The organism is Amycolatopsis sp. NBC_00345, from assembly GCF_036116635.1.
Classification (GTDB): domain Bacteria; phylum Actinomycetota; class Actinomycetes; order Mycobacteriales; family Pseudonocardiaceae; genus Amycolatopsis.
Window position 1 is genome coordinate 4,175,286 of sequence record NZ_CP107995.1, and the last position, 13,480, is coordinate 4,188,765.

Annotated in this window: 12 protein-coding genes and 1 rRNA gene; 3 read left to right on the forward strand and 10 right to left on the reverse strand. The window is 70.1% G+C overall.

The features are described 5' to 3' along the window. Window positions 1-240: 240 nt before the first annotated feature. The 3 genes from OG943_RS18310 to OG943_RS18320 form a co-directional block, all read right to left on the reverse strand. Window positions 241-1,761: ribosomal RNA gene (locus OG943_RS18310) — 16S ribosomal RNA — on the reverse strand. A 357-nt stretch (window positions 1,762-2,118) separates the two neighbouring features. Next, window positions 2,119-3,387 (reverse strand): tyrosine--tRNA ligase, encoded by a 1,269-nt coding sequence (gene tyrS, locus OG943_RS18315; protein ID WP_328610995.1) that lies wholly within the window; start codon window positions 3,385-3,387, stop codon window positions 2,119-2,121. A gap of 32 nt (window positions 3,388-3,419) precedes the next feature. Continuing rightward, on the reverse strand, window positions 3,420-4,049 hold the full coding sequence (locus tag OG943_RS18320; protein WP_328610996.1) for a DNA-3-methyladenine glycosylase: 630 nt from the start codon (window positions 4,047-4,049) through the stop codon (window positions 3,420-3,422). Window positions 4,050-4,168: 119 nt separating this feature from the next. Between OG943_RS18320 and OG943_RS18325 the strand changes: the two genes are divergently transcribed. The 3 genes from OG943_RS18325 to OG943_RS18335 are packed head-to-tail and all read left to right on the forward strand — an operon-like array spanning window position 4,169 to window position 6,059. After that, window positions 4,169-4,738, forward strand: coding sequence for an SRPBCC family protein (locus OG943_RS18325; RefSeq protein ID WP_328610997.1), 570 nt, complete (start codon window positions 4,169-4,171; stop codon window positions 4,736-4,738). Further along, window positions 4,735-5,406 (forward strand): DUF4166 domain-containing protein, encoded by a 672-nt coding sequence (locus OG943_RS18330; RefSeq protein ID WP_328610998.1) that lies wholly within the window; start codon window positions 4,735-4,737, stop codon window positions 5,404-5,406. The genes OG943_RS18325 and OG943_RS18330 overlap by 4 nt, the downstream gene beginning before the upstream one ends. Next, window positions 5,406-6,059 (forward strand): TetR/AcrR family transcriptional regulator, encoded by a 654-nt coding sequence (locus tag OG943_RS18335; protein WP_328610999.1) that lies wholly within the window; start codon window positions 5,406-5,408, stop codon window positions 6,057-6,059. The genes OG943_RS18330 and OG943_RS18335 overlap by 1 nt, the downstream gene beginning before the upstream one ends. A gap of 33 nt (window positions 6,060-6,092) precedes the next feature. Here OG943_RS18335 and argH read toward each other — a convergent pair whose 3' ends face one another. The 7 genes from argH to argC form a co-directional block, all read right to left on the reverse strand. Continuing rightward, a complete protein-coding gene (gene argH / locus OG943_RS18340; RefSeq protein WP_328611000.1) occupies window positions 6,093-7,508 on the reverse strand; it encodes an argininosuccinate lyase in 1,416 nt (471 codons plus the stop codon). Between the two features lie 91 nt (window positions 7,509-7,599). Then, window positions 7,600-8,100 carry an arginine repressor gene (locus OG943_RS18345; RefSeq protein WP_328611001.1) on the reverse strand — a complete coding sequence of 167 codons (501 nt, stop codon included), beginning with the start codon at window positions 8,098-8,100 and terminating at the stop codon, window positions 7,600-7,602. Beyond that, entirely contained in the window at window positions 8,097-9,023 is a 927-nt protein-coding gene (argF, locus tag OG943_RS18350; protein WP_328611002.1) for an ornithine carbamoyltransferase, read from the reverse strand. Before argF ends, OG943_RS18345 begins: the two co-directional genes overlap by 4 nt. Next, window positions 9,023-10,243 (reverse strand): acetylornithine transaminase, encoded by a 1,221-nt coding sequence (locus tag OG943_RS18355; protein ID WP_328611003.1) that lies wholly within the window; start codon window positions 10,241-10,243, stop codon window positions 9,023-9,025. Before OG943_RS18355 ends, argF begins: the two co-directional genes overlap by 1 nt. Next, window positions 10,240-11,160 (reverse strand): acetylglutamate kinase, encoded by a 921-nt coding sequence (gene argB, locus OG943_RS18360; RefSeq protein ID WP_328611004.1) that lies wholly within the window; start codon window positions 11,158-11,160, stop codon window positions 10,240-10,242. Before argB ends, OG943_RS18355 begins: the two co-directional genes overlap by 4 nt. Then, a complete protein-coding gene (gene argJ / locus OG943_RS18365; RefSeq protein ID WP_328611005.1) occupies window positions 11,157-12,317 on the reverse strand; it encodes a bifunctional glutamate N-acetyltransferase/amino-acid acetyltransferase ArgJ in 1,161 nt (386 codons plus the stop codon). Before argJ ends, argB begins: the two co-directional genes overlap by 4 nt. Then, window positions 12,314-13,342: an N-acetyl-gamma-glutamyl-phosphate reductase gene (argC, locus tag OG943_RS18370; RefSeq protein WP_328611006.1), complete on the reverse strand. Its 1,029-nt coding sequence runs from the start codon at window positions 13,340-13,342 to the stop codon at window positions 12,314-12,316. Before argC ends, argJ begins: the two co-directional genes overlap by 4 nt. Window positions 13,343-13,480: the final 138 nt, after the last annotated feature.

Consider the following 13,480-nt stretch of genomic DNA (forward strand, 5'->3'; position numbering starts at 1 on the left):
GGACCCAACAGTGTGCGTAGTGAACATGCCCAGACCCGACCCGGAAACCCGACTTTCCACGCGACACCCGAAAGTCTCGCAGTACTCGCCGGCGACCGCAGTCACCACCTGAACACCTAGACCAGTAGTTCCACAATTCCTTGAGCAAGCCCGGCAACACCACAGGCGGGTGTTAAACCGTGCCCACCCCACACTCTGGTTCCGGGTATCCCGGGAGCATGGATGTGTTGTGCTCCTTAGAAAGGAGGTGATCCAGCCGCACCTTCCGGTACGGCTACCTTGTTACGACTTCGTCCCAATCGCCAGTCCCACCTTCGACCACTCCCTCCCCTTGCGGGGTTGGGCCATGGGCTTCGGGTGTTACCGACTTTCATGACGTGACGGGCGGTGTGTACAAGGCCCGGGAACGTATTCACCGCAGCGTTGCTGATCTGCGATTACTAGCGACTCCGACTTCACGCAGTCGAGTTGCAGACTGCGATCCGAACTGAGACCGGCTTTAAGGGATTCGCTCCACCTCGCGGTATCGCAGCCCTCTGTACCAGCCATTGTAGCATGTGTGAAGCCCTGGACATAAGGGGCATGATGACTTGACGTCATCCCCACCTTCCTCCGAGTTGACCCCGGCAGTCTCCCACGAGTCCCCGCCATAACGCGCTGGCAACGTAGGATAAGGGTTGCGCTCGTTGCGGGACTTAACCCAACATCTCACGACACGAGCTGACGACAGCCATGCACCACCTGTACACCAACCACAAGGGAAGCCCCATCTCTGGGGATGTCTGGCGCATGTCAAGCCCAGGTAAGGTTCTTCGCGTTGCATCGAATTAATCCACATGCTCCGCCGCTTGTGCGGGCCCCCGTCAATTCCTTTGAGTTTTAGCCTTGCGGCCGTACTCCCCAGGCGGGGCGCTTAATGCGTTAGCTACGGCACGGACAACGTGGATGTCGCCCACACCTAGCGCCCAACGTTTACAGCGTGGACTACCAGGGTATCTAATCCTGTTCGCTCCCCACGCTTTCGCTCCTCAGCGTCAGTATCGGCCCAGAGACCCGCCTTCGCCACCGGTGTTCCTCCTGATATCTGCGCATTTCACCGCTACACCAGGAATTCCAGTCTCCCCTACCGAACTCAAGTCTGCCCGTATCGACTGCACGCTGAAGGTTAAGCCTCCAGATTTCACAGCCGACGCGACAAACCGCCTACGAGCTCTTTACGCCCAATAATTCCGGACAACGCTTGCACCCTACGTATTACCGCGGCTGCTGGCACGTAGTTAGCCGGTGCTTCTTATCCAGGTACCGTCACTTGCGCTTCGTCCCTGGCGAAAGAGGTTTACAACCCGAAGGCCGTCATCCCTCACGCGGCGTCGCTGCATCAGGCTTTCGCCCATTGTGCAATATTCCCCACTGCTGCCTCCCGTAGGAGTCTGGGCCGTGTCTCAGTCCCAGTGTGGCCGGTCACCCTCTCAGGCCGGCTACCCGTCGTCGCCTTGGTAGGCCATTACCCCACCAACAAGCTGATAGGCCGCGGGTTCATCCTGTACCGCCAGAACTTTCAACCAACCCCCATGCGAAGGTTGGTGATATCCGGTATTAGACCCCGTTTCCAAGGCTTATCCCAGAGTACAGGGCAGATTACCCACGTGTTACTCACCCGTTCGCCACTCATCCCCGGCCGAAACCGGTTCAGCGTTCGACTTGCATGTGTTAAGCACGCCGCCAGCGTTCGTCCTGAGCCAGGATCAAACTCTCCAACAATGAACAGTTCGATCGAGACTATTTCTCAATCATTCTCAAAGGAAACCCCAACGAGGGGGTTTCATATAAGCTCTACTGGCTTAGTTCACTAGCACACTGTTGAGTTCTCAAGCAACACACCCCAGCAAAAACCAGAACCCATCAGGCCCAGCCTCAACCGAAGCAGTCATTCCTAGCAGTTTTTGGTGAGACACCCACTCAATCACCTTCCGGTGAGAGCTTGGTTCGTGTCCCGGCGGCCACCCGGTTTCCCTGGCGACTTGGAGAACTTTACATGGCCGTCCGGGGCCCGAAACAGGGGGGTACCTTAACCGCGTTCCCGCAGGTCAGACCCCTGTTTCGGGCCGAGGGCCGGGATCAGGCCCCGACGCTCACGCCGGCGACGTTGCGCTTGCCCTTCCGCACCACGAGCCAGCGGCCGTGGAGGGCGTCCGCCGACGTCGGCTTCCACTCCTCGTCGGCGATCTTCACGTTGTTCACGTACGCGCCGCCCTCCTTGACCGTGCGACGCGCGGCGCCCTTGCTGTCGACCAGGCCCGCGGCCAGCAGGAGGTCGACGATCGTGCCCGACGGCGCGACCTCGCCCGTCGGCACCTCGGCCATGGCCGCGTCGAGCGTCTTCGCGTCGAGTTCGCCCAGCTCACCGCGTCCGAACAGCGCCTGGCTGGCCGCGATGACCTGCCGGGTCTGGTCCTCGCCGTGCACCAGGTTGGTGAACTCCTCCGCCAGCCGCTTCTGCGCCGAGCGCAGGTGCGGCCGCTGCTCGGTGTCCTCGGCCAGCGCCGCGATCTCCTCCTGCGTGAGGAACGTGAACATCCGCAGGTAGCGGATGACGTCGGCGTCCCCCACGTTCACGAAGTACTGGTACCAGGCGTAGGGCGAGGTCATCTCCGGGTCGAGCCACAGGTTCCCGCCGCCGGTGGACTTGCCGAACTTCCGGCCCTCGGCGTCGGTGACCAGCGGCGCCGTCAGCGCGTGCGCGACGCCGCCCTCGACCCGCCGGATCAGGTCCGCGCCGCCGACCAGGTTGCCCCACTGGTCCGAGCCGCCGACCTGCAGCTTGCAGCCGTACTGCCGGAACAGCTGCAGGTAGTCCTGCGACTGCAGCAGCAGGTAGCTGAACTCGGTGTAGGACATCCCGTCGCCTTCGAGGCGGCGCTTCACCGTCTCCCGGTTGAGCATCACGTTCACCGAGAAGTGCTTGCCGACGTCGCGCAGGAACTCCAGCACGTTCTGCCGGCCGGTCCAGTTGAGGTTGTTCTCCACGACCGCGCCGGTCGCCGAGTCGTCGAAGTCCACGAACCGCTCCAGCTGGCCGCGGATCCGGCCGGCCCAGTCGGCCACCACGTCGAGCGTGTTCAGCGTGCGCTCGCCGTTGTCCCGCGGGTCGCCGATCATCCCGGTGGCGCCGCCGGCCAGCACGATCGGCCGGTGCCCGGCCCGCTGGAAGCGCTTGAGCATGAGCAGCGGGACGAGGTTGCCGGCGTGCAGGCTGGGCGCGGTCGGGTCGAAGCCGCAATACAGGGTGAGGGGACCTTGGTCGAGTTCGCGCCGCAGGGCGTCGATGTCGGTGGACTGCGCGATCAGGCCGCGCCAGGACAGCTCGTCAAGGATGTGCTCACTCACACCTGTAGATACTCCCGCACCAGGTCAACCGACTATCCCGCGGGGCGCGCCTGCCGCCGCTTGCCGCCGCGGCGGTAGGCCGAGACGGCGGGTGAGCCGTCGGCCCAGAACCGCCACGGGGTGTCCATCGCCATCGCGACGCCGACGCGTGGCCCGCTGCGGATGTGCTCGGCGGGCACCCGCTCCCCCACGCGTAGCCGCACCGGCGAAGACGGGTCGGTGAGGTCGACGCCGTTCTCCGCCCGGTCGATCCGCAGCACCGACGTCAGGATCGCCGGGCCCTTGGCCAGCTCGCCGGTCCCCCGCGCGTCCGGCCGCCGTTTCCGCACCAGGTCGAGTCCTTGGACCACCTCGCCCGCGCGCAGCAGCACCGCGCCCGGCTGGCCCTCTTCGGTGCCGACGATGTTCGCGCAGAAGTGCATGCCGTAGACGAAGTACACGTACAGGTACCCGGCCGGCCCCCACATCACGGCGTTGCGCGGCGTCTTCCCCCGGTAGCAGTGCGACGCCGGGTCGTCGGCCCCGCGATAGGCCTCGACCTCCACCAGCCGGACGCCGACGGTGCCGTCGGGCCCGTCGGCCTCGAGCACCGCGCCCAGCAGCAGGTGCGCCAGGTCGACCGGGTCCAGTGCCAGTTCCTCGCGCCGGAACAACCGATCCACGTGCGCTCCCCTCGTCCGCCACCAGCGTAGCCAGCGGTTCCCGGCCACCAGCACTTGAGCGATCGCTCAATCATGCGCTAGCGTTTGAGCAGTCGCTCAAAACCGGAGGGAGGCTCGTGATGAGCCGAAGAGCGCTCTACGTGGAGACGGTGATCCGCACCGACCTCGACACCCTGTGGGCCCACACCCAGGACCCCGCGCTGCACCAGCGCTGGGACCTGCGGTTCGGCGAGATCGCGGCGACCGGGCCGGGCCGCTTCGCCTACCGCACGCGGGTCCTCGGCCTGGCCATCGGCGGAACGGGGACACACGCCGGCGAACGGCGGCGCCCGGACGGCACCCGCACGTCCGCGCTGAAGTTCGGCTCCGGCGACCCGCGCTCGCTGATCCGGTCGGGCGCCGGTTACTGGCGCTACACCCCGGACCCCGGCGGCGTCCGGTTCGTCACCGGCTTCGACTACGAGACCCGCTGGGGCCCGGCCGGGCGGCTGGCGGACCGGGTGTTCCGGCCGGCGTTCGGCTGGGCCACGGCCTGGTCGTTCGACCGGCTGCGGATCTGGCTCGAGACCGGCACCCCGCCCGAACGGCAGGCGTGGCTCGCCCCTTCGGCCGCCCGCTGCCGCCGCGCTCCCGCCCGGCGCCGCGACGGCGTCGCCCCGTCCCTGCTGACCACCCTGGAGCGACCATGACCGGCATCTTCGCCCGCGCCCTCGGCGACGGCTTCGCCCGGCTGCACCCGCGGATGCGGGAACGCCTGACACTGTCCACTGCGGACGGTGTCGGAATGATCGGGCACGGCGTGATGGACGAGATCCGCCGCGGCCCGGCGTACCTCGGGCCGTTCCTGCGGCTCGGCGCGAGCCGGCACATCCTGTTCCCCGAGCACGGCCGGAACGTGCCGTTCACCATCGAGAACTACCCGTACGTCGACTCGCACGGACGCGAGACGGTGTCGTTCGTGCGCACCTTCGAGCTGCCCCGGCGACGGCGGCGCTTCGACGCGCAGATGGTCTACGCGGGCGGGCGGATCGTCGACTACCTGGGCACGCACCAGCATCTCGCGGTGGACCTGGACATCCGGGTGCGGCCGGACGGCGGGTTCCGCATCCGCTCCGGCGAGTTCCGGCTGGGCGAGGGCCCGCTGCGCGCGGTGCTGCCGCCCGCGACGGTCGGCGTCGCGCAAGTGGACGAGTGGTTCGACGAGGCGAGCGGGCTGTTCCGCATCGAGGTCGCCGTGGTGAACCCGCGGCTGGGCCTGCTGTTCGGTTACCACGGCTCGTTCGCGGCCCGGTTCGTCGACCTCACGACGGGGGTGAGCGGCGCGGTGAAACCCCTGCGTGAGAAGGTCCTGGACTGATGACCAGCCGCCGGAGCTCCAGCTCGTCCGAGACGAAACAACGCCTCGTCGACGGCGTGCTGGAGACCATCCGGCACCAGGGCATCACGGCCGTTTCGGCGCGCACGGTCGCGGCCGCCGCCGGCACGAACCAGGCGCTGATCTTCTACCACTTCGGCAGCGTCGAGGAGCTCGTCGCGCAGGCGTGCATCGCCGCGACTGAGGAACGGGTGGCCGCCTACCGCGAACGCTTCGAGTCCGTCGGCACCGTCGGCGAGCTGCTGGAGCTGGGCCGAGAAGTGCACGCCGGGGAGCGCGCGGAGGGCAATCTCGCGGTGCTGGCGCAGACGCTGGCCGGCGCGCAGGGCGGCGGGCGGCTCGCGGAGGCGACCCGCGAGGCGCTCGACAAGTGGGTGACCGAGGTGCGCGCGGCGCTGGAACGGGTGCTGGCGGGCTCGCCGATCGTCGAGCTGGTCGACCCGGACGGGCTCGCGCACGCCGTGTCCGCCGGGTTCCTCGGGCTGACGCTGTTCGAGTCGGTCGACCCCGAAGGCGGGCAACGGGCGCTCGACGCACTGGGCCGGCTGGCCACGCTGGTGGACGTCGTCGAGGGCCTCGGCCCGGTCGCGACCCGCGCGGTCCGCGCCCGGCTGCGTAAGGCCGGACGCGCGTGAACCGGGGCGGTCCCGTGACCGCCCCGGACCGCCTTACTTAAGCCACTGCCGATGGGTCGCCGCCCGCTCCACGAGCCGTTCGCGCTGTTCGGCGACCCGCTCGGGCGCGGTGCCGCCGCGGGCGTTGCGCGAGCGCACCGAGCCCTCGACGGTCAGCACCTCGCGCACGGCCGGCGTGAGCGCCGGGTTGATGGCCGCGAACTCCTCGTCCGTCAGCTCGTCGAGGCCGACGCCGCGGCCCTCGGCGACCCGGACGCTCTCCCCCGCCGCCTCGTGCGCGACGCGGAACGGAACCCCTTGGCGTACCAGCCATTCCGCGATGTCGGTGGCGAGCGTGAACCCCGCCGGGGCCAGCTCGGCGAGCCGGCCGGTGTGGAAGGTCAGCGTGGCGAGCATGCCCGCGATCGCCGGGAACAGCAGCTCCAGCTGCTCGACGGAGTCGAAGACCGGCTCCTTGTCCTCCTGCAGATCGCGGTTGTAGGCCAGCGGCTGCGCCTTGAGCGTCGCCAGCAAGCCGGTGAGGTTGCCGATCAGCCGGCCCGCCTTGCCGCGCGTCAGCTCCGCGACGTCCGGGTTCTTCTTCTGCGGCATGATCGAGCTGCCCGTGGCCCACGCGTCGTCGAGCGTGACGTAGCCGAACTCGGCGGTGTTCCAGATGATCACCTCTTCGGCGACCCGGGACAGGTTCACCGCCAGCATCGCGACGGAGAACGCGAACTCGGCGACGAAGTCCCGCGAGGCGGTGCCGTCGATGGAGTTTTCCACGCTCGTGTCGAAGCCCAGCTCCGTCGCGACGGCCTCCGGGTCGAGCCCGAGCGACGACCCGGCCAGCGCACCCGAGCCGTAGGGCGACTCCGCCGTGCGGACGTCCCAGTCACGCAGCCGCGAGACGTCGCGCAGCAGCGCCTGGCCGTGAGCCAGCAGGTGGTGCGCGAGCAGCACGGGCTGCGCGTGCTGAAGGTGGGTGCGGCCGGGCAGGATCACGTCCGGGTGCCGCTGGGCCTGCGAGACGAGCGCGTCGACGACGTCGAGCGTGCCCGCGACGACCCGGCGGGCCGCGTCACGCAGCCACATCCGGAACAGCGTGGCCACCTGGTCGTTGCGCGAGCGGCCGGCGCGCAGCTTGCCGCCCAGCTCGGTGCCGGCCCGCTCCAGCAGGCCTCGCTCCAAGGCGGTGTGCACGTCCTCGTCGGCGACGGTCGGGGTGAACGCCCCCGACTCGACGTCGCGGGCCAGCGCGTCCAGCGCCTCGAGCATGCCCGCCAGCTCGGCGTCGGTGAGCAGCCCGGCCTTGCGCAGCACCCGCGCGTGGGCCCGTGAGCCGGCGATGTCGTACGGCGCCAGTCGCCAGTCGAAGTGCGTCGACGCGCTCAGCGCCGCCATCGCCTCCGCCGGGCCGCTGGCGAACCGCCCGCCCCACAACTGCACCGGCTGGTCTTTCCCGCTCACTGCTTGCCTCTCGTCGTAACGCCCCGGTCTGGTACCCGGGCTTTCCTGGTCAGGTCCCGCTTCGCGCTTCGGTGGCGAGGCGGGAATCCGTTCACTCCGCGTTCAGTGCGGACGAGCGCTGCGCGAGTGCGGCGAAGCGTTCGGCCAGATCCTTCCCCGTCAACGGCTCCCGCGCGATCACCGCGACCGTGTCGTCACCGGCGATCGAGCCGACGACCTCCTCCAGCGCCGCCCGGTCGATGGCGCTGGCCAGGAACTGCGCCGCGCCCGGGGGCGTGCGCAGCACCGTGAGGTTGCCCGAGGAATCCGCCGAGACGAGCAGCTCGGCCAGCAGTTTCGCCAGCCTCGCCGTGCCGCCCTGCACCCCGCGCACCGGGCTGCCGTCCTCCGGGATGACGTAAACCGGGGCACCCGAGTCGGCGCCGCGCAGCTTGACCGCGCCGAGCTCGTCCAGGTCCCGCGACAGCGTCGCCTGCGTGACCTCGATGCCCTCGGCCGCCAGCAGTTTCGCCAGCTCGGTCTGGCTGCGGATGGCCATCGTGGACACCAGCTCGGTGATCCGCGCCTGGCGCCCGACCCGGCTACTGGTCATCGGCCCAGCTGCCCGAACAGCCAGACGAGCAGCGCCTTCTGCGCGTGCAGCCGGTTCTCGGCCTCGTCCCACACGGCGCTGGCCGGGCCGTCGAGCACCTCGTCGGTGATCTCCCAGCCGCGGTGCGCGGGCAGGCAGTGCAGCACGATCGCCTCGTCCGCGGCGCGCTTGAGCAGCTCGGTGTTGACCTGCAGCGCGCGGAACGGGCCGATCCGGTCGAGGCCGTCGTTCTCCTGGCCCATGGACGTCCAGGTGTCGGTGACCAACACGTCGGCGCCGTCGACCGCGGCGTGCGGGTCGGTGAACACCGTCGCGCTGCCGCCGGTCGGGGTGGCGCGGTGCTTGGCGTCGAGCACCACCTGCTGGTCGGGCTGGAAGCCCTCGGGCGAGACGACCCGCACGTGCATGCCGGCCGTGACCCCGCCGAGCAGCAGCGAGTGGGCCATGTTGTTCGCGCCGTCGCCGAGGTAGACCATCGTGAGCCCGGCGAGCTTGCCCTTGCGCTCGCGGATGGTCATCAGGTCGGTGAGCACCTGGCACGGGTGGAACTCGTCGGTGAGCGCGTTGATGACCGGGATCGACGCGGCCGAGGCCATGGCGTCGATGCGCTTCTGCGCGAAGGTGCGCCACACCACGGCGTCGACGTAGCGCGACAGCACGCGCGAAGTGTCCTCGATGGTCTCTTCGCGGCCGAGCTGCATCGAGCGGCCGTCCACGATCACCGGGTGCCCGCCGAGCTGGCTGATGCCGACCTCGAACGAGAACCGGGTGCGCGTGGAGTTCTTCTCGAAGATCGCGGCGACCGTCTTGCCGGCCAGCGCCTTGGTGCCGAGCGGTTCGGCCTTGAGCTGGTCGGCGAGGTCGAGCAGCACCGTCTGCTCGTCGGGGCTGACGTCGTCGTCGCGGAGGAAGTGGCGGGGCATCAGTCGGTTTCCTTCGTGGTGGTGGTCTTCGTGGTGGCGCTGTCAAGCGCGCCGGGGAGCGCGGAGAGGAAGCCGTGGGCCTGCTTTTCGTCGAGCACGAGCGGCGGCGCGAGCCGGACGGTGTCCGGCGCGACCGGGTTGACCAGGTATCCCGCGTCCTGCATGGCCTTGGCCACGGCGGCGGACACGGGCTTCCGGAGCGTGATGCCGAGCAGCAGGCCGGCGCCGCGGACACCGCCGACGAGCGGGTGGCCCAGCGCCTCGACTCCGGCCGCGATGTCCTTGCCCAGTGCGGAAACGTGGTCGAGCAGGCCGTCACGGGCGATGGCGCGCAGCACCGCGAGACCGGCCGCGCAGCACACCGGGTTCCCGCCGAACGTGGTGCCGTGCTGGCCCGGCTTGAGCAGGTCGCCCGCCGGGCCGACGCCGATCACGGCGCCGAGCGGCAGCCCGCCGCCGAGGCCCTTCGCCAGCGTGATCACGTCGGGCACGATCCCGACCTGCTGGAAGGCGAACCAGGTGCCGAGCCTGCCGATGCCGGTCTGCACCTCGTCGAGCACGAGCAGCGTGCCAGTGGCCTTGGTGATCTCCCGCGCGGCCTGCAGGTAGCCGTCCGGCGCGGGGACCACGCCGGCCTCGCCGAGCACCGGCTCCAGGAAAACGGCCGCGGTGTCGGTGTCGACAGCCGCGCGCAACGCCTCGACGTCGCCGAACGGCACGTGCGTGACGCCCGGCAGCAGCGGCGCGAACGGGTCGCGCTTGGCCGGCTGGCCGGTGAGCGTCAGCGCGCCCATCGTGCGGCCGTGGAACGCGCCCTCGGCGGCGACGACCTTGGCGCGACCGGTGAGCCGGCTGATCTTCAGCGCGGCCTCGTTGGCCTCGGCGCCGGAGTTGACGAACAGCACCTTGCCCTGCCCGGTCAGCCCCGCGACGTCCAGCAGCGCCTCGGCGAGCTCGACCGCGACCGGGTTCACGTACAGGTTCGAGGTATGGCCCAGCGTCGCGATCTGCTCGCTGACGGCGCGGACCACGTCGGGGTGCGCGTGGCCGAGCGCGTTGACGGCGATGCCGCCGACGAGGTCGACGTACTCGCCGCCGTCGGCGTCCCACACCTTCGCGCCCTCGCCGCGGACCAGCGTGAGGCCGGGGGTGCCGTAGTTGTCCATCACGGCCGACTGCCAGTGCTGCCGGCCGTCCACATTGGACGTCAGAGAGGTCACGGGAGCTCCGTTTCGGGAAGGACCATGGTACCGATGCCGCGGGAGGTGAACACCTCGAGCAGCACGGAGTGGGCGAGCCTGCCGTCGATCACGTGGGCGCCGCGCACGCCGCCGCGGACCGCGCGGACGCAGGCCTCCATCTTCGGGATCATGCCGCTGGCCAGGCCCGGCAACAGCTTCTCCAGCCGGTCGACGCCGATGCGGTCGATCAGCGAGGTGCGGTCGGGCCAGTGGGCGTAGAGGCCTTCGACGTCGGTGAGCACCACGAGTTTCTCGGCGTCCAGCGCGGCGGCCAGCGCGCCGGCCGCGGTGTCGGCGTTGACGTTGTGCACCACGCCGTCGATGTCGGGGGCCACAGTGGACACCACCGGGATGCGCCCGGCGTTGACGATGTCGAGCACCGCGTCCGGGTTCACCGCCGCGACCTCGCCGACGAGGCCGATGTCGACCTGCTCACCGTCCACAGTGGCCTGTTTGCGCTGGGCGGTGAACAGCCGCGCGTCCTCGCCGGAGATGCCGACGGCGTACGGGCCGTGCGCGTTGATCAGCCCGACCAGCTCCCGGCTGACCTGGCCGACCAGCACCATCCGGACGATGTCCATCGTCTCCGGCGTGGTCACGCGCAGGCCGCCCTTGAACTCGCCCTCGACGCCGAGCCGGGTGAGCATCGCGGTGATCTGCGGGCCGCCGCCGTGCACCACGACCGGGTGCAGGCCCGCCAGCCGCAGGAACACCATGTCCTGCGCGAACGCGGCCTTGAGGCGGTCGTCGATCATGGCGTTGCCGCCGTACTTGACGACCACCGTGGCGCCGTGGAACCGCTGCAGCCACGGCAGCGCTTCGATCAGCACCTCGGCCTTCTCGGCCGCCGTCGTGAGCCGGTCGTCCGCGGAGACCAGCGCCTCGGGGCCGGTCACGACGAGTACGCGCTGTTCTCTTCGACGTACCCGTGCGAAAGGTCCGTGGTGTAGACGGTCGCCGCGGCGTCGCCGACCCCGAGGTCGACGACGATCACGACGGCGCGGCCCGAGAGGTCGGCGGCCGAGCGGTCCTCGGCGGTGGTCCCGGCGGCGAACAGCGTGACGCCGTTGATCGTGATCGACAGCGTCTCCGGGTCGATGCGCGCGGGCGCGCGGCCGAGCGCCATGGCGATCCGGCCCCAGTTCGGGTCGGAGCCGAACAGCGCCGTCTTGACGAGGTTGTCCTCGGCGATGGTGCGGGCGACCACCTCGGCGTCGGCCTCGGAGGCCGCGCCCTGGACGGTGATGTCGACGTCCTTCGTCGCACCCTCGGAGTCCGCGCGCAGCTGCAGTACCAGGTCGCGGGCCACGGTGGTGAGCAGTTCGGTCAGCTCGGCTTCGGCCGGCTGGGCGCCGCTCGCGCCGGAGGCCAGCACGAGCACGGTGTCGTTGGTGGACGTGCCGCCGTCGACGTCGAGCCGGTCGAAGGTGACGTGCGTGGCGGCGCGCAGGGCGCGGTCGAGGGTTTCCTTGTCCACTACGGCATCCGTGGTGATCACGGACAGCATCGTGGCCAGGTTCGGCGCGAGCATGCCGGCGCCCTTGGCGAAGCCGCCGACGCTCCAGCCGTCCGCGTGCTTCGCGAAGGCCTGCTTCGGCTTGCTGTCGGTTGTCATCACGCCGGTGGCGGCGTTCAGGCCCGCCTCCAGGCCGGTGTCGAGCGCCTTGACCGCACTGTCCACACCGGACAGGACGGCGGCCATCGGCAGCCGCTCGCCGATCAGGCCGGTGGAGCACACGGCCACCTCGATGGCCCCGGCGCCGAGCACCTCGGCCACCTTTTCGGCGGTGGCGTGCGTGTCCTGGAAGCCGCCGGGGCCGGTGGCCGCGTTGGCGCCGCCGGAGTTGAGCACGACGGCCTTGAGCTTGCGCTGCTTCAGCACTTCCTGCGACCACAGCACGGGCGCGGCCTTGATGACGTTGCGGGTGAAGACGCCGGCGGCGACGTCGAGCGGGCCGTCGTTGACGACCAGCGTGAGGTCGAGCGCGCCGGAGGCCTTGATGCCGGCGGCGATGCCGGCGGCGCGGAAGCCCTGGGGGCCGGTGACGGTCACGGTGCCACTCCCACGGTGGAAAGTCCGGTGGCCTCGGGGAAACCGAGCGCCAGGTTCATCGATTGGACGGCACCGCCCGCGGTGCCCTTGGTCAGGTTGTCGATCGAGGTGACGACGACCAGCCGGCCGGCGTCGGCGTCCACCCCGAGCTGCAGGGCGACGTTGTTCGAGCCCAGCGTCGCGCTGGTCGCGGGCCAGACGCCCGGGGGAAGCAGCTGCACGAAGGGTTCGGCGTCGTAGGCCTTCTCGTAGACCTCGCGCGCGGCGGTCTCGTCGACGTCACCGGCCAGCGGGGCGCTGGCGGTGGTGAGAATGCCGCGCGGCATCGGCGCGAGGACCGGCGTGAACGACACGCTGACCTTCACCCCGGCCGCGGCGGACAGGTTCTGGGCGAACTCCGGCGTGTGCCGGTGCGCTCCGGCGACGCCGTACGCGCTGGCCGAGCCCATCACCTCGGAGCCGAGCAGGTTCGGCTTGAGGCTCTTGCCCGCGCCGGACGTGCCGGTCACGGACACGACCGTGACGTCCGGCTCGACCAGCCCCGCGGCCAGCGCCGGCGCGAGGGCCAGCGAACCGCCGGTCGGGAAGCAGCCGGGGACCGCGACGCGCTTGGTCCCGACGAGCTTCTCGCGCGCGCCAGGCAACTCTGGCAACCCGTAAGGCCACTGGCCGGCGTGTTCGCCGCCGTACCAGCGCTGCCAGTCGGCCGGATCGGCGAGCCGATGGTCGGCACCGAGGTCGACGACGAGCACATCGGGCCCGAGCCGCGCCGCGATCTCCGCCGAGTGGCCGTGGGGCAGCGCGAGGAACACGACGTCGTGTCCCGCGAGCGTGTCGGGGTTCGTCTCCGCCAGCAGGCGCCCGGCCAGCGGCACGAGGTGCGGCTGGTGGGTGCCCAGCGTGGTCCCGGCGCTGCTGGCCGCAGTCAGCGCGCCGATCTCGACCTCGGGGTGGGTGAGCAGCAGGCGCAGCAGTTCGCCGCCCGCGTACCCGCTCGCCCCGGCAACCGCGATCTTCACCGTCATACGCATGATTATGCACGACGGTGCAATCTCAAACAAACAGGGTTTGGCCTGGCGCCCTCGCCGCCTGCCACGCCGGCCGACGGCGGACGCTCCGGCGCGGCTGCTCGCCTTGTTGCCACCGCTCCGGACCCCGCGCGG